At 64.8% G+C, this 19860-nt stretch carries 27 protein-coding genes; 13 read left to right on the forward strand and 14 right to left on the reverse strand.

What is annotated here, in order from left to right:
- The first annotated feature begins 39 nt into the window (after positions 1–39).
- Positions 40–249, forward strand: a complete 210-nt coding sequence (locus EJ079_RS18680) for a hypothetical protein (protein ID WP_127809742.1) — start codon at positions 40–42, stop codon at positions 247–249.
- A 27-nt stretch (positions 250–276) separates the two neighbouring features.
- The gene (locus EJ079_RS18685) at positions 277–1041 is read left to right on the forward strand and encodes a sulfite exporter TauE/SafE family protein (RefSeq protein ID WP_127809743.1); all 765 of its coding nucleotides are present in this window, start codon (positions 277–279) and stop codon (positions 1039–1041) included.
- A 39-nt stretch (positions 1042–1080) separates the two neighbouring features.
- On the opposite strand, the gene EJ079_RS18690 is transcribed toward EJ079_RS18685, so the two are convergent.
- The 3 genes from EJ079_RS18690 to EJ079_RS18700 all read right to left on the reverse strand — a co-directional run bounded on the left by EJ079_RS18690 (position 1081) and on the right by EJ079_RS18700 (position 2481).
- Positions 1081–1266 carry a DUF1778 domain-containing protein gene (locus tag EJ079_RS18690; protein WP_245463733.1) on the reverse strand — a complete coding sequence of 62 codons (186 nt, stop codon included), beginning with the start codon at positions 1264–1266 and terminating at the stop codon, positions 1081–1083.
- Between the two features lie 90 nt (positions 1267–1356).
- The gene (locus tag EJ079_RS18695; RefSeq protein ID WP_127408821.1) at positions 1357–1875 is read right to left on the reverse strand and encodes a sugar O-acetyltransferase; all 519 of its coding nucleotides are present in this window, start codon (positions 1873–1875) and stop codon (positions 1357–1359) included.
- Positions 1876–2031: 156 nt separating this feature from the next.
- Positions 2032–2481 carry a universal stress protein gene (locus tag EJ079_RS18700; protein ID WP_127809744.1) on the reverse strand — a complete coding sequence of 150 codons (450 nt, stop codon included), beginning with the start codon at positions 2479–2481 and terminating at the stop codon, positions 2032–2034.
- Between the two features lie 208 nt (positions 2482–2689).
- Between EJ079_RS18700 and EJ079_RS18705 the strand changes: the two genes are divergently transcribed.
- The gene (locus EJ079_RS18705; protein ID WP_127809745.1) at positions 2690–3271 is read left to right on the forward strand and encodes a histidine phosphatase family protein; all 582 of its coding nucleotides are present in this window, start codon (positions 2690–2692) and stop codon (positions 3269–3271) included.
- 31 nt (positions 3272–3302) lie between these two features.
- On the opposite strand, the gene EJ079_RS18710 is transcribed toward EJ079_RS18705, so the two are convergent.
- Both EJ079_RS18710 and EJ079_RS18715 read right to left on the reverse strand, forming a co-directional pair.
- Positions 3303–3704: a VOC family protein gene (locus EJ079_RS18710; RefSeq protein ID WP_127809746.1), complete on the reverse strand. Its 402-nt coding sequence runs from the start codon at positions 3702–3704 to the stop codon at positions 3303–3305.
- Between the two features lie 118 nt (positions 3705–3822).
- Complete coding sequence (locus EJ079_RS18715; protein ID WP_127809747.1) at positions 3823–4575, reverse strand: pseudouridine synthase; 753 nt, start codon at positions 4573–4575, stop codon at positions 3823–3825.
- A gap of 137 nt (positions 4576–4712) precedes the next feature.
- On the opposite strand from EJ079_RS18715, the gene EJ079_RS18720 reads away from it, so the two are divergent.
- Positions 4713–5159 (forward strand): SRPBCC domain-containing protein, encoded by a 447-nt coding sequence (locus EJ079_RS18720; RefSeq protein ID WP_127809748.1) that lies wholly within the window; start codon positions 4713–4715, stop codon positions 5157–5159.
- Between the two features lie 37 nt (positions 5160–5196).
- Here the strand turns inward: EJ079_RS18720 and EJ079_RS18725 are convergent, their stop codons facing one another.
- Complete coding sequence (locus tag EJ079_RS18725) at positions 5197–6030, reverse strand: helix-turn-helix transcriptional regulator (protein WP_164873815.1); 834 nt, start codon at positions 6028–6030, stop codon at positions 5197–5199.
- A gap of 90 nt (positions 6031–6120) precedes the next feature.
- On the opposite strand from EJ079_RS18725, the gene EJ079_RS18730 reads away from it, so the two are divergent.
- The gene (locus EJ079_RS18730; protein WP_127809750.1) at positions 6121–7005 is read left to right on the forward strand and encodes an SDR family oxidoreductase; all 885 of its coding nucleotides are present in this window, start codon (positions 6121–6123) and stop codon (positions 7003–7005) included.
- A 50-nt stretch (positions 7006–7055) separates the two neighbouring features.
- On the opposite strand, the gene EJ079_RS18735 is transcribed toward EJ079_RS18730, so the two are convergent.
- Genes EJ079_RS18735 through EJ079_RS18745 form a run of 3 tightly spaced genes read right to left on the reverse strand, consistent with a single transcriptional unit; the run spans position 7056 to position 8355 of the window.
- Positions 7056–7754, reverse strand: a complete 699-nt coding sequence (locus EJ079_RS18735; RefSeq protein WP_127811363.1) for a RibD family protein — start codon at positions 7752–7754, stop codon at positions 7056–7058.
- Between the two features lie 5 nt (positions 7755–7759).
- A complete protein-coding gene (locus EJ079_RS18740; protein ID WP_127322197.1) occupies positions 7760–8161 on the reverse strand; it encodes a type II toxin-antitoxin system HicB family antitoxin in 402 nt (133 codons plus the stop codon).
- 5 nt (positions 8162–8166) lie between these two features.
- Positions 8167–8355 carry a type II toxin-antitoxin system HicA family toxin gene (locus EJ079_RS18745; RefSeq protein WP_127322198.1) on the reverse strand — a complete coding sequence of 63 codons (189 nt, stop codon included), beginning with the start codon at positions 8353–8355 and terminating at the stop codon, positions 8167–8169.
- Positions 8356–8721: 366 nt separating this feature from the next.
- Here EJ079_RS18745 and EJ079_RS18750 point away from each other — a divergent pair, with 366 nt between their 5' ends.
- The 4 genes from EJ079_RS18750 (at position 8722) to EJ079_RS33355 (ending at position 12773) form a co-directional block, all read left to right on the forward strand.
- Positions 8722–9669, forward strand: coding sequence for a substrate-binding domain-containing protein (locus tag EJ079_RS18750; protein ID WP_013530574.1), 948 nt, complete (start codon positions 8722–8724; stop codon positions 9667–9669).
- Positions 9670–9791: 122 nt separating this feature from the next.
- Positions 9792–11360 carry a sugar ABC transporter ATP-binding protein gene (locus EJ079_RS18755; protein WP_127809751.1) on the forward strand — a complete coding sequence of 523 codons (1569 nt, stop codon included), beginning with the start codon at positions 9792–9794 and terminating at the stop codon, positions 11358–11360.
- The gene (locus EJ079_RS18760; RefSeq protein WP_027035281.1) at positions 11357–12373 is read left to right on the forward strand and encodes an ABC transporter permease; all 1017 of its coding nucleotides are present in this window, start codon (positions 11357–11359) and stop codon (positions 12371–12373) included. Before EJ079_RS18755 ends, EJ079_RS18760 begins: the two co-directional genes overlap by 4 nt.
- A gap of 235 nt (positions 12374–12608) precedes the next feature.
- The gene (locus EJ079_RS33355) at positions 12609–12773 is read left to right on the forward strand and encodes a hypothetical protein (RefSeq protein WP_164873689.1); all 165 of its coding nucleotides are present in this window, start codon (positions 12609–12611) and stop codon (positions 12771–12773) included.
- A gap of 276 nt (positions 12774–13049) precedes the next feature.
- On the opposite strand, the gene EJ079_RS18770 is transcribed toward EJ079_RS33355, so the two are convergent.
- Positions 13050–13418 (reverse strand): hypothetical protein, encoded by a 369-nt coding sequence (locus EJ079_RS18770; RefSeq protein ID WP_127809752.1) that lies wholly within the window; start codon positions 13416–13418, stop codon positions 13050–13052.
- Positions 13419–13606: 188 nt separating this feature from the next.
- Here EJ079_RS18770 and EJ079_RS18775 point away from each other — a divergent pair, with 188 nt between their 5' ends.
- A complete protein-coding gene (locus EJ079_RS18775) occupies positions 13607–13909 on the forward strand; it encodes a hypothetical protein (protein ID WP_127383501.1) in 303 nt (100 codons plus the stop codon).
- Between the two features lie 72 nt (positions 13910–13981).
- Here EJ079_RS18775 and EJ079_RS18780 read toward each other — a convergent pair whose 3' ends face one another.
- Entirely contained in the window at positions 13982–14686 is a 705-nt protein-coding gene (locus EJ079_RS18780; RefSeq protein ID WP_127268739.1) for a helix-turn-helix transcriptional regulator, read from the reverse strand.
- Positions 14687–14889: 203 nt separating this feature from the next.
- Between EJ079_RS18780 and EJ079_RS18785 the strand changes: the two genes are divergently transcribed.
- Both EJ079_RS18785 and EJ079_RS18790 read left to right on the forward strand, forming a co-directional pair.
- Positions 14890–15156 carry a hypothetical protein gene (locus tag EJ079_RS18785; RefSeq protein WP_245481697.1) on the forward strand — a complete coding sequence of 89 codons (267 nt, stop codon included), beginning with the start codon at positions 14890–14892 and terminating at the stop codon, positions 15154–15156.
- A 113-nt stretch (positions 15157–15269) separates the two neighbouring features.
- Positions 15270–15911 carry a GcrA cell cycle regulator gene (locus EJ079_RS18790; protein WP_127321052.1) on the forward strand — a complete coding sequence of 214 codons (642 nt, stop codon included), beginning with the start codon at positions 15270–15272 and terminating at the stop codon, positions 15909–15911.
- A 252-nt stretch (positions 15912–16163) separates the two neighbouring features.
- Here the strand turns inward: EJ079_RS18790 and EJ079_RS18795 are convergent, their stop codons facing one another.
- Both EJ079_RS18795 and EJ079_RS18800 read right to left on the reverse strand, forming a co-directional pair.
- The gene (locus EJ079_RS18795) at positions 16164–16472 is read right to left on the reverse strand and encodes a DUF982 domain-containing protein (RefSeq protein WP_164749149.1); all 309 of its coding nucleotides are present in this window, start codon (positions 16470–16472) and stop codon (positions 16164–16166) included.
- Between the two features lie 108 nt (positions 16473–16580).
- Complete coding sequence (locus EJ079_RS18800) at positions 16581–16862, reverse strand: DUF982 domain-containing protein (RefSeq protein ID WP_127268742.1); 282 nt, start codon at positions 16860–16862, stop codon at positions 16581–16583.
- A gap of 245 nt (positions 16863–17107) precedes the next feature.
- On the opposite strand from EJ079_RS18800, the gene EJ079_RS18805 reads away from it, so the two are divergent.
- Positions 17108–17701, forward strand: coding sequence for a DUF6456 domain-containing protein (locus EJ079_RS18805; RefSeq protein WP_127268743.1), 594 nt, complete (start codon positions 17108–17110; stop codon positions 17699–17701).
- A 110-nt stretch (positions 17702–17811) separates the two neighbouring features.
- Here the strand turns inward: EJ079_RS18805 and EJ079_RS18810 are convergent, their stop codons facing one another.
- Positions 17812–19836, reverse strand: a complete 2025-nt coding sequence (locus EJ079_RS18810; RefSeq protein WP_127809753.1) for an acyltransferase family protein — start codon at positions 19834–19836, stop codon at positions 17812–17814.
- Positions 19837–19860 lie beyond the last annotated feature (24 nt).

Genomic DNA, 19860 nt, shown 5'->3' on the forward strand with positions numbered 1-19860 from the left:
CCGGCATGTCAGTCAAATCTTTTGCGATGGAGATGCGCGATGAGCGAAAAGGCGCCAGGCCGGCATGGACCCGGCATACTTGAAAGCGCGGCGATCGTGCTTGCGATCGCGGTGGCCTCGCTTGCCATGGCGCGAGCGGAGCCCGGCCAGTGCGGTTGCATGGCGATGGCTGCCCCTGTCCACCATGAAGCAACGCCTGCAAAACCCGCACCCGACGATCATGCGGCGGACATGCTGTTGCATGACTGATCGAAGCGGCACCCCGAAGGAACGACCGTGCTGAGCGTCGGCGTCATCGCCTGGATCGGCGCGGTCTTCCTTGCCGCGGGCTTCGTCAAGGGTGCCGTCGGCATGGGGCTGCCGACCGTGGCGATGGGGCTGCTGGCGGTAACGATGCCGCCGGCGCAGGCGGCTGCCCTGCTCTTGATCCCGTCGCTGGTCACCAATCTTTGGCAGTTGTTCACCGGCCCATCCTTCGGCGGGCTGTGCAATCGGTTGTGGACGATGATGGCCGGCGTCGTGCTTGGCACCGTCGCCGGGACCGGCCTGCTCACCGGCACACACTCTGGCGTTGCCTCGGCCGGGCTCGGTGCGGCGCTGGTGCTTTACGCCATTCTCGGCCTGCTCAAGCTTGGCTTCACCACGCCGGCGCACCACGAGGCGTTGGTATCACCGCTGGTCGGTGTGGCGACCGGGCTGGTCACCGGCGCCACCGGGGTCTTCGTCATCCCGGCCGTGCCCTATCTGCAATCGCTGCGGCTGGGCCGGGAAGACCTCATCCAAGCGCTCGGCCTGTCCTTCACCGTGTCGACGGCGGCTCTTGCCCTTGGGTTGTTCAAGGCAGGCGCGTTCGCATCGCCGACAATGCAACTGGCGGGATCGGTCCTGGCGCTTGCGCCGGCGCTCGCCGGCATGTTCGCCGGCCAGGCGCTGCGCCAGGCGATGAGCGTCGAGACGTTTCGCACGGTGTTCTTCGCCGGGCTGCTGATGCTGGGCGGGTATCTGGTCTTGGAGGCCGCGCTCTGGTCTTCGGCATCCTAAGCGGCCGGTGGGGATTGGCGCGGAGCGTGATCATCAGCGTCATGCAGCGTCCCATGGAGGCTTTGTCGTCATGGTGCGGCGCAACCGGTGGTTCGGATGCTGCGGCGCGTCGAGACGTTCCAGAAAAGCGGCGTAGACATCCGGCTCGACAGTAAAGATGTCGCGGTTGAGCAACGTGTCTTCAGTGGCACGCTGCAACGCTTCAAGCATGAAGTCCTTGCGCATGAATGGGCTCCTTCCCTGCGTTAACAGCATAGCATAGCGACGATGTCACTACGATCTGTCGGTCCGGCCGCCCGATGAAAAGTCGCGCCCTCATTCGGCAATCGACCTGATGACGTTGGCCGGGTTTCCCCCGACAAGCGTGTTCGGGGGAACGTTCCTAGTGACCACGGAACCCGCCGCGACAACCGAGTTTTCGCCCACCGTCACGCCGCCGATGACCGTCGCGCCGGCCGCGATCCAGACATTGCGTTCGATCACGATCGGCTTTGCGGTCGTGAAGGCGCGACGCCGCGACGGTTCGAGGGGATGGCCCGAGGTGATGAGGCTGACATTCGGCCCGATCATGACATCGTCGGCGATGTCGAGCCCGCCAAGATCATAAAAGGTGCAGTTCTGATTGATGAAGACATTGCGCCCGACGCGGATATCGGATCCGCCGGTCGTGTAGAAGGGCGGGATCAGCAGGAAGCTGTCGTCGACCTTCCTGCCAATGAGTTCGCTGAACAGGGTCCGGACTTCAGCCGCGTCGTTGAAGGTCAAGCGGTTGAGGCTTGCGGTGGTCGCCATCGCCCGTTTGACGTCGGCCAGCATGGCGGCCGACTGCGGCATTCCGCTGGGAATTATCCTGGTGCGACCCTCGTCCGCCATTCGTCAATTTTCTCCGGCGCGGTCGAACAATGTTGGCGCACGACAGCCGCGCCGGGATGGTCTCCGGCTGTTATTTGAGCATGATTCCGAAAGTCAGTTCCAGCCCGGGAAAACGCCCTAGCGGACGACCAGCACCGGGATTTCCGTGTAGGACAGCACTTCCGCCGTCTGGCTGCCGAGAAGCAGCTTGCCCAGTCCGCGGCGGCCGTGCGAAGCCATGACGATCAGGTCGCAGCCCAGGGCCCGCGACAGTTCCAGGATGGCTTCGGCGGGCCGCTTGTCCTCGACATGCACGACCTCCGCGGATACGCCGACGGCGTTCGCCGACGCCTTGCACTTGTCGAGCACTTCCTTAGCGTGTCGTCCCGCCTCTTCCTTGTAGGCAGCCAGTTCGTTGCCGGCGGCATAGCCGGCCATGGCACCGCCCAAGGCGAAGATCGGGAATGGTTCCGAGACGGTGACGAAGGTGACAGCAGCGCCGAGGCCCTTGGCCAACGTTAGGCCGTGAGTAACGCCCTTGTCGGCCAGTTCCGATCCGTCCGTGGCGATGAGCAGATGTTTGTACATGACGATCTCGACTTGTTGTGCAAGGGCCCGTGCCCTTGTGGTGGCGGGAGCCTTGTGGAGGCTGGCCTTGATATAGTTGCGGCCTCGGGCCGATCACAGGGCCGGCCTGCCGCGGATCAAGGCCAGGCGACCACGCAGTTTTGTGCCAAGCGGATTCCCCTTTGCCGCATCGTCGCTTAAGGTGCCGGACCACATCGAAAGGCATCCCATGAGCAGCGTGTATCCCCAAATCCATCTGGTCCGGCATGGCGAGACGGCGTGGAGCCTTTCGGGGCAGCATACCGGCCGCACCGACATGCCGTTGACCCCGGTTGGCGAGGCCGCGGCGCGGGGTGTCGCCGATAGGCTCAAGGGGCTGTCTTTTTCGGCCGTATGGTCGAGCCCGTCGCAGCGCGCCTACAACACCAGCGTACTGGCCGGCTTCGGCGCGCAGAGCGCCAAGAAGGACGATCTGCAGGAATGGGACTACGGCGCCTATGAGGGGCTGACGACAAAACAGATCCTGGCCGAGCGCCCCGGCTGGAATGTGTTTCGCGATGGTTGTCCAAAGGGCGAGATGGCGGCCGATGTCGGCGTGCGGGCCGACAGGATTATCGCCGGGCTGCGCGAGGCCAATGCCGGCATATTGGTGTTTTCCAGCGCGCATTTCTTGCGCGTGCTGGCGGCGCGCTGGATTGGCCTGCCGCCCGAAGGCGGCGCGCTGCTTGTGCTCGAAACAGCCAGCATCAGCGTGCTCGGCTACGAGCATGATTTGAGCGAGCCGGTCATCCGGAAATGGAACCAGAAGTAGGGCGGCTTTGGCCAGCGGCGCCGCTTCCGCCCTATCTGTCGAATTTCTTGATCGCTTCGGCGGTCACCGGCGTGAAGAAATTCACCAGATTGCCATCGGGGTCGCGAAACAGCAGCGAGCGGTTGCCCCAGGGCATGGTGGTCGGCTTCTGCACAGTGATATTCCTGAGGAGGTCCGAGAGCCTGGCGAATTCAGCATCGACGTCGCCGACGCGGAACTCGATGATGACGGTGTGGTTGTCGGCGGGGCGGGCGATGTCGCCGCCGAACAGCATCAAGGTGCGCGTGCTGCCAATCGCCAGCGTGCAGGCCGGTGTCGCCAGTTCCGCGAAGTCTTCCGTGTAGACCGTCACGGGCATGCCCGTGATCTCGCCGTAGAAGCGCACGAGGCGCTGAACGTCCGAAGTGATGATGCGGACAGAGACGAAATTCATTGCTTTGGCTCCTGATCGTTGAAGCCGTGGCCGGCTCCCATCCGACCTATAGGCCAGGCCTCCTGACAGCTTTCCGTCAGGAAGGATTGCTGTGAGCCTGCACCAGCGCACGCGCTGCTCACCCCGCCAGCAGCGCCAGTTCCTCCGGTGTCAAATGCCGTGCCGTGCCCTTGGCGAGGTCGCCGAGCGGCAGGCGGCCGATGGCGATGCGGATGAGGCGCAGGACCTCGACGCCGTGCGCGGCGAGCAGGCGGCGGATGTGGCGGTTGCGGCCTTCGTCGAGCACGATCTCCAGCCAGGCGGTGCGGCCACCGCTGCGCAGCAATTCGATCGAGCTGGCGCTCAGGATCTCGCCGTCGACGCTCACGCCCGCGCGCAACGTCTTCAACATCGCCGCGTCCGGCACCGTGCCGACCTGCACGTGATAGGTTTTCGGCAAATGCGAAGCCGGGTCCATCAGCCGGTTGGCAAATCGGGTGTCGTTGGTCATCAGCAGCAGGCCTTCGCTGGCCTTGTCGAGGCGGCCGACCGGCGAGACGAAGGGCAGGTCGAGCCCTTCGAGGCAGGCATAGACGGTGTCGCGCTGTTGCGGGTCGTCGCGGGTGGTGACCAGCCCGCGCGGCTTGTTGAGCATGAGATAGACCTTGCGCTCGGCAACCACCGGCCTGTCGTCGACGACGATGCGGTCGCGGTCGAGGTCGACCCGCAGGGCTGCATTGCGCACGACCTTGCCGCCGACACGCACACGGCCTTCGGCGATCAGCACCTCGGCCTGCGTGCGTGAGCACAGGCCAAGCTTCGACAGCGCCCGGTTCAGGCTGACGCCGGGCGCCGCCTGCCTGCCGCTCTGCCGTGTCTGCCGTGGTGTCATGCTGCCCGTCTGCGCTGGTGGAGCCGACAGATGCCACGGGCCACGATCGCTTCGCAAGCCGCGCTGCTGCCTTCGCATGCGCCGCACCGCCCGAACGACGATATTGTCGTCGCCGCATCCGCGATAAATTGCAGCGCATGAGTGAGTCTGCCGCACCGATCATCAAGACCGTCGTCATCGCTGCAACGCCTGCCAAGATTTGGCAGGTGCTGACGACGCCCGCGATGATCCCGCAATGGATGTCCGACGAGGCGCTGACCGTCAGCCTCGAGAGACTTGTCGGCGGCGCGATCTTGATACAGGGAGTGCTGCACGGAATGCCGTTCGAAAACCACGGAACTATCCGGGCTTTCGCGCAGGAGAGGGCGTTCGCCTACAGCTACTGGAGCACGTTGTCGGCCCCGCGTCTGGCGGACGTGCCCGAAAACCACACGGTGGTCAGCTTCGATCTGGCGCCGGCGGATGGGGCAACGCTGCTGACGCTGACGCTCAGCGACTTCGCCGAACCGGCGATCCGTCCGCATGCCGATCTCTACTGGGGTCCGACCTTGCAGATCCTGAAGGCGGTCTGCGAGCGCGTTTGAGGGCGGGCGTCATCCCCGTGGACGGGTTATCAGGCCCTTACTCTTTGGGGTGTCGGGCGAGAGTCAGCGCGCGGATGCGGTCGGCGACGGCGCTGTCGACCGGGTTGTAGACGGTCAGGCTCAAATCCGGCCGGCCGTCGACCGCGAAGCCCGAATATTCAAGCTCGATATCGCCGAGTTCCGGGTGTTTCAGGCGCTTTGTCCCGTCGCCATGGCTGAGCACGTCGTTTGCCCGCCACAGGGCGGCAAACTCGGGGCTGGCGCTGCAAAGCTCGTCGACGAGTTCGCGCACCTCGGAGACAGCGCCGGCGCGTGCCGCATCGGCACGGAACGAGCCGACCACGAAACGAGCGAGGTTTTGCCAGTCGTGCTGCCTGGCGCGGATATGGGGACTGAGGAACATGAAGCGCAGGATGTTGCGCTCGCCCTCGGGCAGGGCGCTGTAGTCGGTCAGCACGACCCGCGCGGCGCGGTTCCAGGCAACGACATCCCAGGTGGCGGTCCTGACTATGGCGGGGCTGGCATCGAGCGTGTCGATAAGGCGCTGCAGCCGCGGGCTAACACCCTCGGCACCGGTGTAGCGGACCTCGGGCGGGCGCCCCAGCCCGAGCATGAAAAGATGTTCACGCTCCGCCTCGGTCAGCAGCAGCCCCTTGGCGATGCGATTGAGGACATCGGCCGAGGGCGCACCGCCGCGGCCCTGTTCCAGCCATGTGTACCAGGTCGGGCTGATGTTGGCGCGCTGGGCGACCTCTTCGCGGCGCAGTCCCGGCGTGCGTCGGCGCCCCGAGAAGCCGAAGGACGCCGGATCGAGCCGGGTGCGCCGGTCTTTCAGGAACGCTGCCAGTGAGCCGGCGGAATTGGAGGGCATCCTGTTAGCCATTATACCATGATAAGATCACTACTTTAATAGAATAATAGACCAGCAATATTACGCAGGCAACTGTGCAGGAGATTTTGCATGCGTATCTTTCTCACCGGCGCGACCGGTTTCATCGGTTCGGCCATCGTTCCCGAACTCATCAAGGCGGGTCATCAGGTGATCGGCGTGACCCGCTCGGATGCCGGCGCCGAGGCGCTGGCCGCCGCTGGCGCCGAGGTGCATCGGGGAACGCTCGAGGATCCCGAGGGGCTGCGCGACGGCGCGGCGAAGGCGGAGGCTGTGATCCATACGGCGTTCGACCACGACTTTTCGCGGTTTGCCGAGAATTGCGAAAAGGACAAGCGCGTCATCGCCGCTCTTGGCTCGGCACTGGCCGGCTCCGACCGGCCGCTGGTGATCACCTCCGGCGTCGGCATGGGCAGCCCGGGACATCGCGAACTGGCGATCGAAGACGTCTTCAACCCTAGCCATCCCAATCCGCGCATTGCCTCCGAACTGGCCGGCAATGCCTTGCTGGACGCCGGCGTCAACGTGTCGGTGGTGCGCCTGCCGCAGGTCCACAATCCGGTCAAGCAAGGCCTCATCACGCCGCTCATCGAAATCGCACGTGAAAAAGGCGTCTCGGCCTATGTCGGCGAAGGTCGGAACCGCTTCTCCGCGGGCCACCTCCTCGACGCCGCGCGCCTTTACCGGCTCGCCGTGGAGAAGCGGCAGCCGGGCGCGCGCTATCACGCGGTCGGCGAGGAAGGCGTCGAGGTGCGCGCTATCGCCGAGGCGCTTGGCCGGGGCCTGAAATTGCCCGTCGTTTCCATCGCGCCGGAAAAGGCTGCGGAGCATTTCGGCTGGATGGCGATGTTCGCGCCGATGGATCTGCCGGCCTCCAGCGCGCTGACACAGGCACGGCTGGGCTGGCACCCGACCGGCCCGACGCTGATCGCCGATCTCGATGCCATGCGGTATTGATGCGCTGACAAAGCGGCGCCAGCCGGGCTGCATAGCGGCTAGGATTCCGGTTATGCAGGGCTGACCGCGTAGCGCAGATGGACGAGCCCATGCGCCAAGGCCTTGCAGCTTTTCAGTGACAACTGCGTCTTGCCCGCCAGGCCGCTCTCGCCGAATTCGACGAAGGCCTGGTTTGCTGCGCGTCCATCGATCGCGGGCGCGACGAGAAGGCTCAGCTCATCGACGAGTCCGCCTGCGAGGAAGGAGCCGTTGATGCCGGCGCCGCCCTCCAACAGCAACCGGCTTATGCCGAGTTCGCTGCCGAGCACCTCAAGCATCGCCGCGAGATCGATGTCCGCCGCTTCCGACACGATATAGGACACGCCGTCGGCGGCAAGCTCGGCCAAATGGCTGTCGGTAACGTCACGCCCAAGCAGCACCACGACGTGGTCGCCGCCGATGTCGGGTTTGGAAAAATGGAGCTTGCCCGAGGCATCGAGCGCCACGGCATAACTGCCCGCATCCATTTGCGCGAAATGATAGGGCCGGTCGACCTTGCCGACATTGGCTGGTGGGTGCGCGGCGGCCTTGCTCATCTCGGCCATGGTGACGCGGCCGACGATCCAGGCGTCAGCCGCGAGATCACTGTGGATATGTTCGTAGAGGCTCGACCACTCCGCCCGGGTCCCGTCCGGACTTGTCGTGTAGCGGCTTGGATGAAGGCTGCCGTCGAGTGATGCGAGCATATGGCAGATGATTTGCGGCTTCATACGGGTCACGCCGCTTCCAGCGCCATCACTTTTTCAGCGGCCTTTGCGAGAAACCCGGATCGGGTATAGCCATGAGCTTCGGCAAAGGCATCGATCCTTTGGAGAATGTCGTCGGAAAGCGTCACGTTGATACGCACTGTTTTCCTGGTCTGGGTCTGGGCCGAGACCAGGATTGCAACACCGTCGCGATTATCGGCGTCCGCCATCACAGCCTCCAAACTGGAGGGTTCAGGAACAGCCCCGCCATCCTCGACCAACCCTTCGATGTGGAGGGCGAGGGCCTCTTCAGCCATGGACCGGGCGTCATCCAGATCCTTGCCGGCGGTAATCACGCCTGGGAAATCAGGGAAAGACACACCGAAGTCGCTGTCGGCATCCTTATGGATAAGTCCGATATACTGCTTCATGGCCGTCACCTCAGTTTCAGTCCAGATTGTTTTTCGATGCTGCGCAGGGTGCCTATTGGAATAGCGCGCTTGGGATGAGGGACGGTGACCCGCCCTAGCCTGTCGCGGTGTTTGAATTGCGCATGACTGCCCCTTCGGGCAACTTCAACCCACCCATCAGCTTCCAACAGGCGGATAATGTCGGCGCTTTTCATGTGTATTTATACACATTTAATGGTGGCCTTTCAATAAGGAATATGAAGTCAGTCAACGCCAAATAGGCCGCAGGAGGCGATGCGCCGTGTCTATTGTGCTGGGAAGCATGCCCACGATCCAGAAATCCGACAATTCCGATAATTTGCCGAACAGCGCTGTTATATCGAGGTTGCACAAATGGTTGACCCTGGGTTAGCATCCCCAGGCAGGCGTCGGTGGGAGGCTCTTTTTACAGCGGCGGCCAGCTGGAGCGGCATGCGTTTTCGGGCGCAGGGAGGATGCTCCAACACTTTGAACCGATGCATGATCCTTCCTGAAACCGATCCCGGTTTTCGGGGTCGTGCGTTTTTGTGGAGGAGGATCCCATGAACAGACGTGAATTCCTGCTGTCGTCCGCGGCTTTCGGCGCCATGATGGTCGCCGCGCCCTCGGTGTTTGCGCAGGACAAGCTCACCATCCTTGGCTCGGTGCCCAGTCTCGGCTTTCCGTTCTTCGTGCACATGCTGAACGAGATCAAGGCGGAAGCCGCCACGCAAGGCGTCAATTTGACCGAAAGCGACGGCCAGAACTCGGCCACCAAGCAGACCGCCGACATCGAGGCGGCCCTGGTGCAGAAGGTCAACGCCATTGTCATCTCGCCGCTCGACGTCAACGCGCTGGCGCCGGCCATCGAGGAAGCGGTCAAGGCCGGCGTTCCGGTGGTGACGATCGACCGCCGCGTCGACGGCGTCGAGGGCATCCTGGCCCATGTCGGCGCCGACAACGTCAAGGGCGGCGAGGCGGAAGCCAACGCGGTGGTGGCGGCATTTCCCAATGGCGCCAAACTCTTCCACCTTCAGGGCCAGCCCGGCGCCGGCCCGGCGATCGACCGCAACAAGGGCGTTCACAACGTTCTCGATCCGCTGAAGGACAAGTACCAGATCGTCTTCGAGCAGACCGCCAACTTCGCCCGCGCCGAGGCGCTGTCGGTGACCGAGGCCGGCCTTGCCGCCAACGGCAAGCCGGACGCCATCGTCTGCGCCAATGACGACATGGCGCTGGGCGCCATGGAGGCTTGTGCCGCGCGCAACTTCACCGACGTCAAGATCTACGGCTTCGATGCACTGCCGGAAGCGCTGGTCGCGGTGCGTGACGGCAAGCTTGCGGGCACCGTCGAGCAGTTTCCCGGCGAGCAGTCGCGCACCGCGGTGCGCATCGCGGTGGCCTTTGCCAAGGACAAGACCGAGCCGAAGGAGAAGCTGGTGCTGCTGACGCCGATCGTCATAGGCAAGGACAATCTCGACAAGGCGGAGCGGATTGGCGAGACGAAGTAGGGGTTTGGCGGGGATCGGCCGATTGGCAAAGCCGGCGGGACAGCGCTCCCCTCTGTCCTGCCGGACAGAGGGGGGCGTTCAAGCGCTGACAGGCGACATCAACTGCATGGAAGGAGCCACCCTTGCCGCCAGCCGCTGAAGCCGCATCGTCCGAACCCATCCTGCTTGCCGTCGAAGGCATCACCAAGCATTTCTCGGGCGTCACCGCGCTCAGCGACGTCTCGCTCGATATCCGCCCCGGCGAGATCCTCGGCCTGCTCGGCGAAAACGGGGCCGGCAAGTCGACGCTCTTGAAAATCCTCTCGGGCGTCATGCCGCCGTCGGGCGGCCGCATCACTTTCGACGGTGCCGATTATCATCCATCCAGCCCGCAGGATGCCAAGCGGCTCGGCATCGTCACCATCTACCAGGAGCTCAGCCTGATCCCGACGCTGACGGTGGCGGAAAACATCTTTATCGGCCGCGCGCCGACCGGTCCGCTCGGGCTGGTCAGTTGGAGGCGGATGGAGCAGGACTCCCGCACGATCATCGCCCGCGTCGGCCTCTCCATCGATCCGATGACGCCGGTGTCGGCGCTGTCGGTGGCCGAACAGCAACTGGTCGAGATTGCCCGCGCCCTGTCGCTGAAAAGCCGGCTGATCATCATGGACGAACCGACCTCGGCGCTGACCGAGACCGAGGTGCAGCGGTTGCTGTCGATCATGGACCGGCTGCGCAAGGACAAGGTCGCCATCATGTTCGTCACCCACCGGCTGGAGGAAGCCTCCGCCATCTGCGACCGCATGACGGTGCTGCGCGACGGTAGGCTGGCCGGGCATCTCGACCGTGAGGGTGGACCGATCGCCCTGCCCAAAATCATCGAGAAGATGGTTGGCCGCGCGGCGTCCGAGCTCTACGCCCGGCCGGCGCAACGCGCGGTGGCCGGCGATGTCGTGCTGTCGGTGCGCGGCCTGCGCACCGTGCGCGATCCCGAAGCGCCGCACGCCATCGTGCTCGACGGCGTCGACATCGACCTCAAGGCCGGTGAAATCCTCGGCGTTGCCGGGCTTGTCGGCTCGGGCCGCACCGAGCTGGCGCGCGCCATCTTCGGCGCCGATCGTATCGCGGCCGGCACCATCACGCTCGATGGCAAGCCGATCGCCCCGGCATCGCCCGCAGACGCCATTGCGCTCGGCATCGGCCTGCTGCCGGAGGACCGCAAGCACCAGGCGATCTTTGCCGCGCTGGGCATCCTGCCGAATTTCTCCATCGCTTCGCTAGGCAGCTTCAGCAACGGTTTCGGCTTCATGGCCGAGCGGCGCGAGCGCGATGCGCTGTCCGGGTTTCGCAAAATGCTGTCGATCCGCATGGCTTCGGCCGAGCAGGCTATCGAAGGCCTGTCGGGCGGCAACCAGCAGAAGGTGATCCTGGCGCGCTGGCTGGCGCGCGATCCGAAAGTGCTGATCGTCGACGAGCCGACGCGCGGCGTCGATGTCGGCGCCAAGACCGAGGTGCACCAGATCCTGGTGCAGCTTGCGGCGCGCGGCATTGCGGTGATGATGATTTCGTCCGAGCTGCCCGAGGTGCTTGCGGTGTCGGACCGCATCGTGACCATGCGCCGGGGACGCATCACCGGCCAGATGCCGGGCGTCGAGGCAAACGAGGAAAGACTGATGGAACTGATGGCACTCGACCGCAAGGAGACACTATGAGCGTGGCGGGGGAACAGGATCAGCGCGGCGGCATCAACTTCGCGCGGCTTTTGATGAGCTTCGGGCCGCTGCTGTTCCTGGTGGCGCTGATCATCGTCTTCACCGTGCTGAAGCCGAGCTTCATGGACCCGATCAACCTGTTCAACATCACAAGGCAGATCTCGATCACCGGGCTGATCGCGCTCGGCATGACCTTCGTCATCCTCACCGCCGGCATCGACCTGTCGGTCGGTTCGCTGCTCGCCTTCTGCGGTATGGTCGCCGCCGTGGTCGCCAAGGGTGGCTCCGCCAACACGCTGTCGCTGTCGACGAGCGGCACGCAAGGATTCGGCTGGTTCGCAGCACTCTTGGCCGCCGTCGTTGTGGGCGCTGCTGCCGGCGGGGTGCAAGGGCTTGTCATCACCCGGCTGAAAGTGCCGCCCTTCGTCGTTACGCTGGGCGGGCTGACGGTGTTTCGCGGGCTGACGCTGACCATCTCAAACGGCGGCCCGATCTCGGGCTTCGACGCCTCGATGCGCTGGTTCGGCACCGGGCTGATCGGCCCCGTGCCGGTGCCGGCGCTGATCTTCGCCGCGGCCGCCATCCTGTGCCATATCGTGCTGCGCTACACGCGCTACGGGCGCGCTGTCTACGCCGTCGGCGGCAATGCCGAGGCGGCAAGGCTGTCGGGCCTGCGCGTCGACCGTATTCTGGTCTCGGTTTATGTCATCGTCGGCTTCTTCGCCGGCCTCGCGGCCTTCGTGCTGTCGGCGCGGCTGAATTCCTCGGAAGCGGTCGCCGGTATCGGCTACGAGCTGACGGTCATTTCGGCCGTCGTCATCGGCGGCACCTCGCTGTTCGGCGGCATCGGCTCGGTCGGCGGTACGGTGGTCGGCGCGGCGCTCATCGGCGTGCTGCAGAACGGGCTGCAGTTCAACAACGTCTCGTCCTATACGCAAAGCATCGTCATCGGGCTCATCCTGATCCTGGCGGTGGCGTTCGACCGGTGGCTGAAATCGCGGGTGAGAAGGTGAGGGGGACGGTTCTCCCTTCTCCCCCTGTGGGAGAAGGTGGCCTCGCGAAGCGAGGTCGGATGAGGGGTGTTCCAGGGAACGCCAACGCCCCATTCCGTCACGCACCCCTCATCCGTCTCGGCGCTATCGCGCCGATCCACCTTCTCCCACAAGGGGAGAAGGGGAGCCCCCTTTCTTGCAAAACAGCCGTCCTTTGCTAGAAAGGTTTTGGCGGGTGGCATCGTGAGAGAACCTCATGTTTGCCGATATCATCAGACCGATCACCCTAGGTTTTTCGCTGCTGCGGCGGTTCTGGCCGCAACTCGTGGCACTCGTGCTGGCCGGCGTGCTGGTCGGCGATCTCCTCATGCAGCTCGCGGCGAAGGTGGCGCTGGCCAATCACTTCGCCGGGCGCGGCTGACATAGGCGCGCGCCGGCTGGACCCGCCAGCGCCCGGCGTCGATGGCGGCATTGGACGGCAATTGCGGCGGGGCGTGGGCGGGCAGGGCGCCGAACGCACCCATCAGGCCGGCGACGAGCAGGGCGGCGGTGGTTCCCGCGCCGGCCGTTATCCAGGTTTGGAATTTTGGGCGGGCAGTCTTGAACATCCCAAACTATGCACGTCGACGATCAGCCACCCCTGCGCAGTCTAGAAAGAAAAAATTGCTGATGGAACCCGCAAATGGCTGGTCCAGCCTCACGCTGCTTCGCGCGCCCATAGAAGATGGCCATGGCGACGAAAATACCGTGCCACCAGCCGTTGTTGCTTGGCCCTGATCAGGTCTGGCAAGCGCCGCTCCTGGCGCCAGCGCGGTACGTTGCGCCAGCAGGCTATGAAGCGGGCGGCGTCCTCAATGGCCTCTTCCGCCGAGAGCGCCGGGCTTATCGCGGCCAGGAACAGCGCTTGCGACGGTTTCAACTCGTCGATCACCGCCTTGCGCCTGACGTGATCCTGACGGGCGTGGGCGATGCCGTTGCGGCGGATGGCTTCGAAGGCTTCAAGCAGGGCCAGGCTGTCGCCGGCGTAACCGCAGGAGCGGGCAAAATCGGCGGCAAAAGCGTCCATTATCGCTCCCGGGTCTGATGCAGTGGGCAGGTTCGTGTCCGACTCACATTTTTATATATATATGAAAGCATAACTCAAATTACACTAGAAGAAAACTTCTGCGAAAGTTTGAAAACTGCGACTCGACTCCCGGCTCAAAACGCAGGAATATGCGAACAAATCAGGAACAAAAAGGATGGGGAGGGGCGATGGCATTACCAGGCAAGGAGCCGACAATCGCGCATGTCGCCTCGATCTCGGTCGAGTGCGCCGATTGCGGCCGCAACAGGTGGTGGCGACCCGATCAGCTGAAGCGGTTCGGGGTGACGGGGAATACGCCGCTGTCCGCTCTGTCGGGCCGCATCGTCTGTTCGGCCTGCCGTGCCGACGGACTGCCGGGGGCGACGGTTACGATCCAGGCGGCGTTTGTCGACGAGCGCCAGCGCGTGCGCAGCGAAGCGCGGATGCTGAATGAGCGCGAGGTGCCGCTGGAGGGATCACGGCGGGCTTGAGTTTTGTCGAAGGAAGGGTGCCAGCGCTGGTTCTTCCTTCTCGCAGGGGGGAGAAGGAAGAACGCCCCGTCCTCAATACCCCAGCAATTCCTTCAGCGGAATCACGCGCCAGACATGTTTGATGGCGTAGCGGTTGAAGGTCAGCGTCTTCGGCGGATTGTACTGCTCGACCACCAGCTCGCCCGCCGTGCGCTTGACCAGCTTCTTGATGAAAGCCTTGCCGTTGCGCTCGTTTTCTTCGGGGAAGGTCTCGATCACCACATGGTCGCCCGGTACGGCGTCGCGGCCGCCGCAATAGATCAGGTCGCCGGGCTCATAACGCGGCACCATGGAATCCGAGAGCACGTGCAGGGCGAACACCTTCGGCAGGTTGCGCACCCCCGGCGGGCGCTGGACGTAACCCGCCGGCTCGCCGTTGAAGGTGAAATCGCCATCGTCGCCGCCGACGGCCGCGCCCAGCACCTCGATATCCATCGACCCCGCGGGTAGCGGACCGGTATCGGTGACGATCTCCGCATCGGCGACCGGTCCGGCATCGTCGAGAAACACGACCTGCCCTTGACCTAGCGCCACCGGGTCGACGCGCAGGAAGGCGGCGGTCTTCAGGAGGTTCTCGGTCTTGGGCAGATTGCGGCCGGTTTCCCAATTGCCGACGGCGGCGACATCAGTGTCGTTGTGCTCGGCGATGTGGCGCATGACCAGGCCGCGCTGCTTGCGCGCCTTGCGGATCGCCGCCCCGACCTTGATCGACAGTTCCGTTCTTGCCATGGCGACCATGTGAGTGATGAAAGTGGCTCTCGTCTATGGAAGAATGGCTTGCATAAATTTGTGAGTTATGCTTATATATGGTTATGCAAAACCTGTCCACCTTTGATGGCGCAATGGCGCCGGCCCCGTGCGCGGTGTGCCCGGCGGCTGTCGCCCCCCTTTCATCCCGGCTGTCCTCCTCCCCGGCCAGGATGAAGCCCGAGGCTCGGTGCTTGACTGCACCAGCCCCGGGTCCGGTCCGCCCGTCTCCGGCGACCGGAACGGCCGGAGACGCCGCTCCCAGCGGCTCCGGCCCCCAATCCGACCGGCATGGCGCCGGCGCTGTTTTTTCGGCTGGCCGCTCCTGCATCCGCACCGATGACGGCACCGTCATCCTGTTCGACAGGCCAACGGGCAGGGCGGTTTCCGCCCTGGATAGGAACACGGCCGAGGCGCGGCTTCTGCACCTTGCCGGCGGGAAATCTACCCAATCCGGCTGAGGCTGGTCGGCTGACAGCCGGCTTTTGAAAAACAACCTGACTGCGACCCGGCCACCGGGTCGAACCTTGACGCTGCCCGACGGCGCGCGGCCGAACTTTGGATGGAGCTGGATATGGCAAGCTATAGCGACGCGGAATTGCACGAGATCGGCCGCTGGCTGAAGGACGGGCTTTCAGCCTCCAGGATTGCAGTCGCGTTCAGCGCGTTGCGCGGCAGCCCGGTGTCGCGCGACGCCATCATCGGCATCGTGCACCGTAACGCCATGCTGGGCGCGATCGGTTTTGCCAATGGCAAGGGGCCGCCGCCGCGAGCCGGACAGGCGGTGGGCAAGCGCGCTGAAAGCAAGCGGGCGACTGGCGCCCCGGGGACTGCGACGCCTGTCGTCGGCAAGATGCATGGCGTGCTTGCCACCAAGGACGGGCGTGAAGTGGCCCGGCCCAGGCGCCATTCGTTCGTGCGCGAGGTAGGCGTGCTGATCGCCGACGGCGTAGCCTATCGCCTGGAGACGCCGGCGCCGCCGCGCGCGGCCATCGGCCGGCAGCCGCATGGCGTGGCGATGCGTTTCATCGATTGCCTGTTTTCACGCTGCCGCGCGCCGCTGGATTTGACGGTGGAGGAGGATTCTGAAAACGATGCGCCAGGCAGCCGGCCGGGCGCCGACATGCTGTGCTGCGGCATGCGCACCAGGGCGCTGAAAAGCTATTGCACCTACCACCAGGCGCGGTTTCAGCGCCGCGTATTTGTGGCGGGATGAGCCCGCTCTCCCATTGCTGCGCCAGCCCCCTCATCCGGCCCTTCGGGCCACCTTCTCCCCGCTGGGGAGAAGAGGAGGGCACCGACGGCTGCAAGTCTCCTCTCCCCTCGGGGGTCCGAAGGACGGGCGAGACACGTGGCTCGCCCCGGAATGGTCAGCCGAGCGAAGCGGAGGCTGGGTGAAAGGGCTGCCTCGCTGCACAGAGGTGGAGGATCTGAGATGAATCAAGCCCGGAGCAAAATCGCCAAAACCTTATTTCGGCATTTGCCGGCCTTGCTTGGGCGTGCGGCTCTGCATGCTCCTTGCGTCCATCGCCATCGCCGGGTTGCCCTCGTCGACCAATATGCCGGTCACCCGGGCAAAGCCGGTAAACACCTTCATGGCGTCGGCTTCGGAAATCTGCGCGGCGATCGCCGCGCTGCAGGCGTTCAGCGCACTGCGGTAGACATGGCCGCGTCGCTCGAGCGGCCAACGCTGCAGAAAATCGGCGGCTTCGCTGACGCTGTCGATCTCTTCGATCTCATCTTCCACCCGCACTTTGAGCGGCACTCCGGTTTTCATCGTACCCACGGCGTTCACCTTCGCTTTGCGCGCGGCTCCAACTACCGCATCGATAAACGCGCCCCGCTGGCGGCCGGTTGCATCAATTTTTCGGCCGGCGCGCGATCCTCATGGGCTAGCCACCGCGTTCAGCCAGTCATGGGCGCGGCTTTTGGGCCTGGCCACCAGTATGTTCTGTTGCTTGGCCGCCCTGGTGAAGGCGTCGAACGCAATGCGCTGGCAGCAGATGCCTTCGACGGCGAGCGTAACCAGCCGCGTCGCCTCGAGATAACCAGGTGCTGTCTTGTCGGGCCATTGGTGGCGCAATGCCTCGGCTGCGCCGGCCACCGAACTGACCAGCATGGTTTTGTTATCGCAAAAGCGCACGGTAACCGGCATGAAGGCTGTCATCGGCGAACCTCCCCTTGGCATGGACGCGACATAACGTCGAAAGCTCGCGCCGGTTCCATCAGCCTGGATGCCGGGCGGCAAGGATGCTGGCGCAGCGGCGAGGAGGCGACGACCTCCGATTCAATGAAGGCCAACCGAACGGCGGCTCTCTCCGCCCTGCCGACCATGTGGGGAGATGCCCAACTGCGCGAAGGATCGCCGCGCTTTGCCGTTCTCCATCATCCCGAGCCAACCAGGAGCCTCCCATGAGCAAAAGGACCAGACCCGTCAAACCGCAGGCGCCGAAATTGCCGAAGGGCGAGGCCGAGCAGGTGCGCATACGCCGCGAGATCGGCCATGATTTCGCGCTCAGGGATGACGCCTTCGGCCGCAAGCGGCTGGCGGCGGGCACGCTGGAGGCTGCTCGTGTCTACGAGGTGTCGAATGACGGCTACGCCGCCACCGGCGGCATCGTGCGGGTGCGCGCCATCGATGCGCTTATCGGCATCACCTCGCTGTCGCGCCAGCAGCGCGAGGCAGGTCTGCGCTACCGCGAGGATTTCCGCTGCAGCCAGCAGGCTGATGTCAAGCCGATGCGCTGGACCGAGCGCGTCGACGGCGGCCGCGATGGCGGCGGCATCGCCGACAGTGTGCTCGACGCCGGCAGGGCCTATGCCGCCGCCACAAGAGCGCTAGGCCATTGGGAGGTGGCCGCCGTGGTGCGACAAGTCTGCTGCGCGGACGGTTCCCTCAAGCGCCTGTCCGAGCAGACCGGCGAAGGCCGGAACGTGGTGACGAAGCTGCTGAAGGTGGGGCTGGATTTGTTGGCAGTGCATTACGGGATGATGATGAGGCGGTGAGGGGTGAAATGGATCCGACCGGCGATGCCTGCCGGATCGGTGATCAAGCCCGTTCCACAGATTCGCAATATGTGATGAACAATGCGGACCGGGCGCAGATACCCAGGCGCCTAAAACAGCGCCCGCTCCAGCGGCCCCGCCAGCGTCTCTGCAAAGCCCGTCGCCAGATGGTGCCTGTCACGAAACGCCAGCTTGCCTGATATGACGACGTGGCAGGTGGTCGGGCCGCAGAATTGGTTGGTGAGGTCGATGTAGCGGGTGTCGGGCACGCTGGTCACCACGGCGCGCTCGGCGGCGGCGGTGCTATCGTTGGCGGCTTCGGCTCTTGGCGTGTCGCAGTGCGGCGAGGGTGCCTCGCGCCACCACAGGGTGCGCGCCACGCAGGAGCCGGCGAAGCTGGCGTTGATCGGCGTGTCGCGGATAACAGCCGTCTCGACACCGGCCCGGCTGAAGGCCTGCAAGGTCGAGCGCAGGCCGGCCTGCCAGCGCGCTACTTCAGCGGTGCGTTCGGCGGGTGGCAGGTCGCGGATCAGATTGCCGATGGAAAATTCGGAGATCACCACCAGGCGCGGCTTGTGGCGGATGATCTCTGATATGGCCTGCTCGCGCCAGGCGTCGCATTCGGTGTAGTCGCGCTTCAGCACCGTGTTGAAGGTGGAGAGCCGCGAGGCGCGGCACGATGATTTGAGATAGGTGATGATCTTTGTGTCGTTGCGTTTGGCTGCTTCGATCAGCGGCGTCGACCACTGGTCGGCGTGCGAATCGCCGAACAGCACGATGGTGCGGCTGGCATCGGCCGGGCCGAACATGCAGGGTTTCGGCGTCACCGTTTGGAAGTCGGCCAGGCAGTTCTTGTCGACGGCCCGCGCGATGGAAGGTCTTTCGACCGCCTGCTCGATGCCGCGCTGCTCGGGGCCGATATTGCGCGTGGCCAGATGCGCGTTGGCATAGGCGACCGCCACGCCGGTGCCGGTCAGCATCAGCGCGGGAACCAGCACAAGGCCGGGAAAAGCGCGAAGCGGTTTTGCGCCTGGAATGGCCTTGGGAAAGGCGCGGGCGCCCACCGCCATCCAGGCGCCGCGCCGCGCCGGGTCTTCGATCAAATGATAGGTGAGCACCGACAGGGCGAGCGCCAGCACGCCACAGCCAAGCCGCTGCGGCACGGAAAGCTCCGGCGCCAGCATCCCGGCATAGACGATGACCGGCCAATGCCAGAGATAGAGCGAATAGGAGAGCGTGCCGATCCATTGCAAGGGCGGCAGGGACAAAGCGGCGGCCGGGCCAAGGGCTTGCCAGCCGGTCCGCCTATTGGTCTGCGGCCCGCCGACCCCGCTCAGCAGCACCAGCACGGTGCCCGCCACCGGCAGCAACGCGTACCAGCCGGGGAAGGGCAGGTCCTCGCTCAACAGGAGATAGGCGGTCGCGATCAGCGCCAGGCCGAGCCAGCCAAGTGCTGCCCGCAGCCAGATGCGGTGCTGCAGCAAAGCCATGGGGACCAGCGTCGCCAGGCCGCCGGCGGCGAACTCCCAGGCGCGCAGCGGTGAAAAATAGAAGGCCCAGGCCGGCGCCGCGCTGGTCAGCCACTGGCAGGCGGCGAAGGAGGCAAGGCCGGTAACGCCGACCACGGCTGCGGCCGTTCGCCGGCCCGGCCGCAGCCAGGCGGCCAGCAGAAGCAGCGCCGGCCAGACCAGATAGAACTGCTCCTCCACCGACAACGACCAGAAGTGGATGAAGGGATTGCTGGTGGCGTCGGCGGCGAAATAGTCGAACGACCAGCGCAGCAGCCACAGATTGATGGCATAGGCGGAGGCGAACATGGCGCCGCGCGAATAGAGCGCCTGCTCCTGCGGCGCCAGGATGAAGTAGCCGGCGGCCAGCGTAACCAGGATGACTAACAAAGCTGCCGGCAGAAGCCGCCGTGCGCGCCTGGCATAGAAGCGCCAAAGGTCGAGCCGGCCGGTCTCGCCGATTTCCTGCATGAGATGGGTTGTTATCAGCCAGCCCGAGATGACGAAGAAGATGTCGACGCCGGCAAAGCCGCCGGGGAGCGCGGTGAGGCCGAAATGGTAGGCGACGACACCGCCGACGGCGAGCGCGCGCAATCCTTGTATGTCCGGCCGGAACGATGCTGCCACGACGGCTCCTTCGTGCAAGGCCCA

Source organism: Mesorhizobium sp. M7A.F.Ce.TU.012.03.2.1 (assembly GCF_004006095.1).
In the GTDB taxonomy this organism is placed as follows: Bacteria; Pseudomonadota; Alphaproteobacteria; order Rhizobiales; family Rhizobiaceae; genus Mesorhizobium.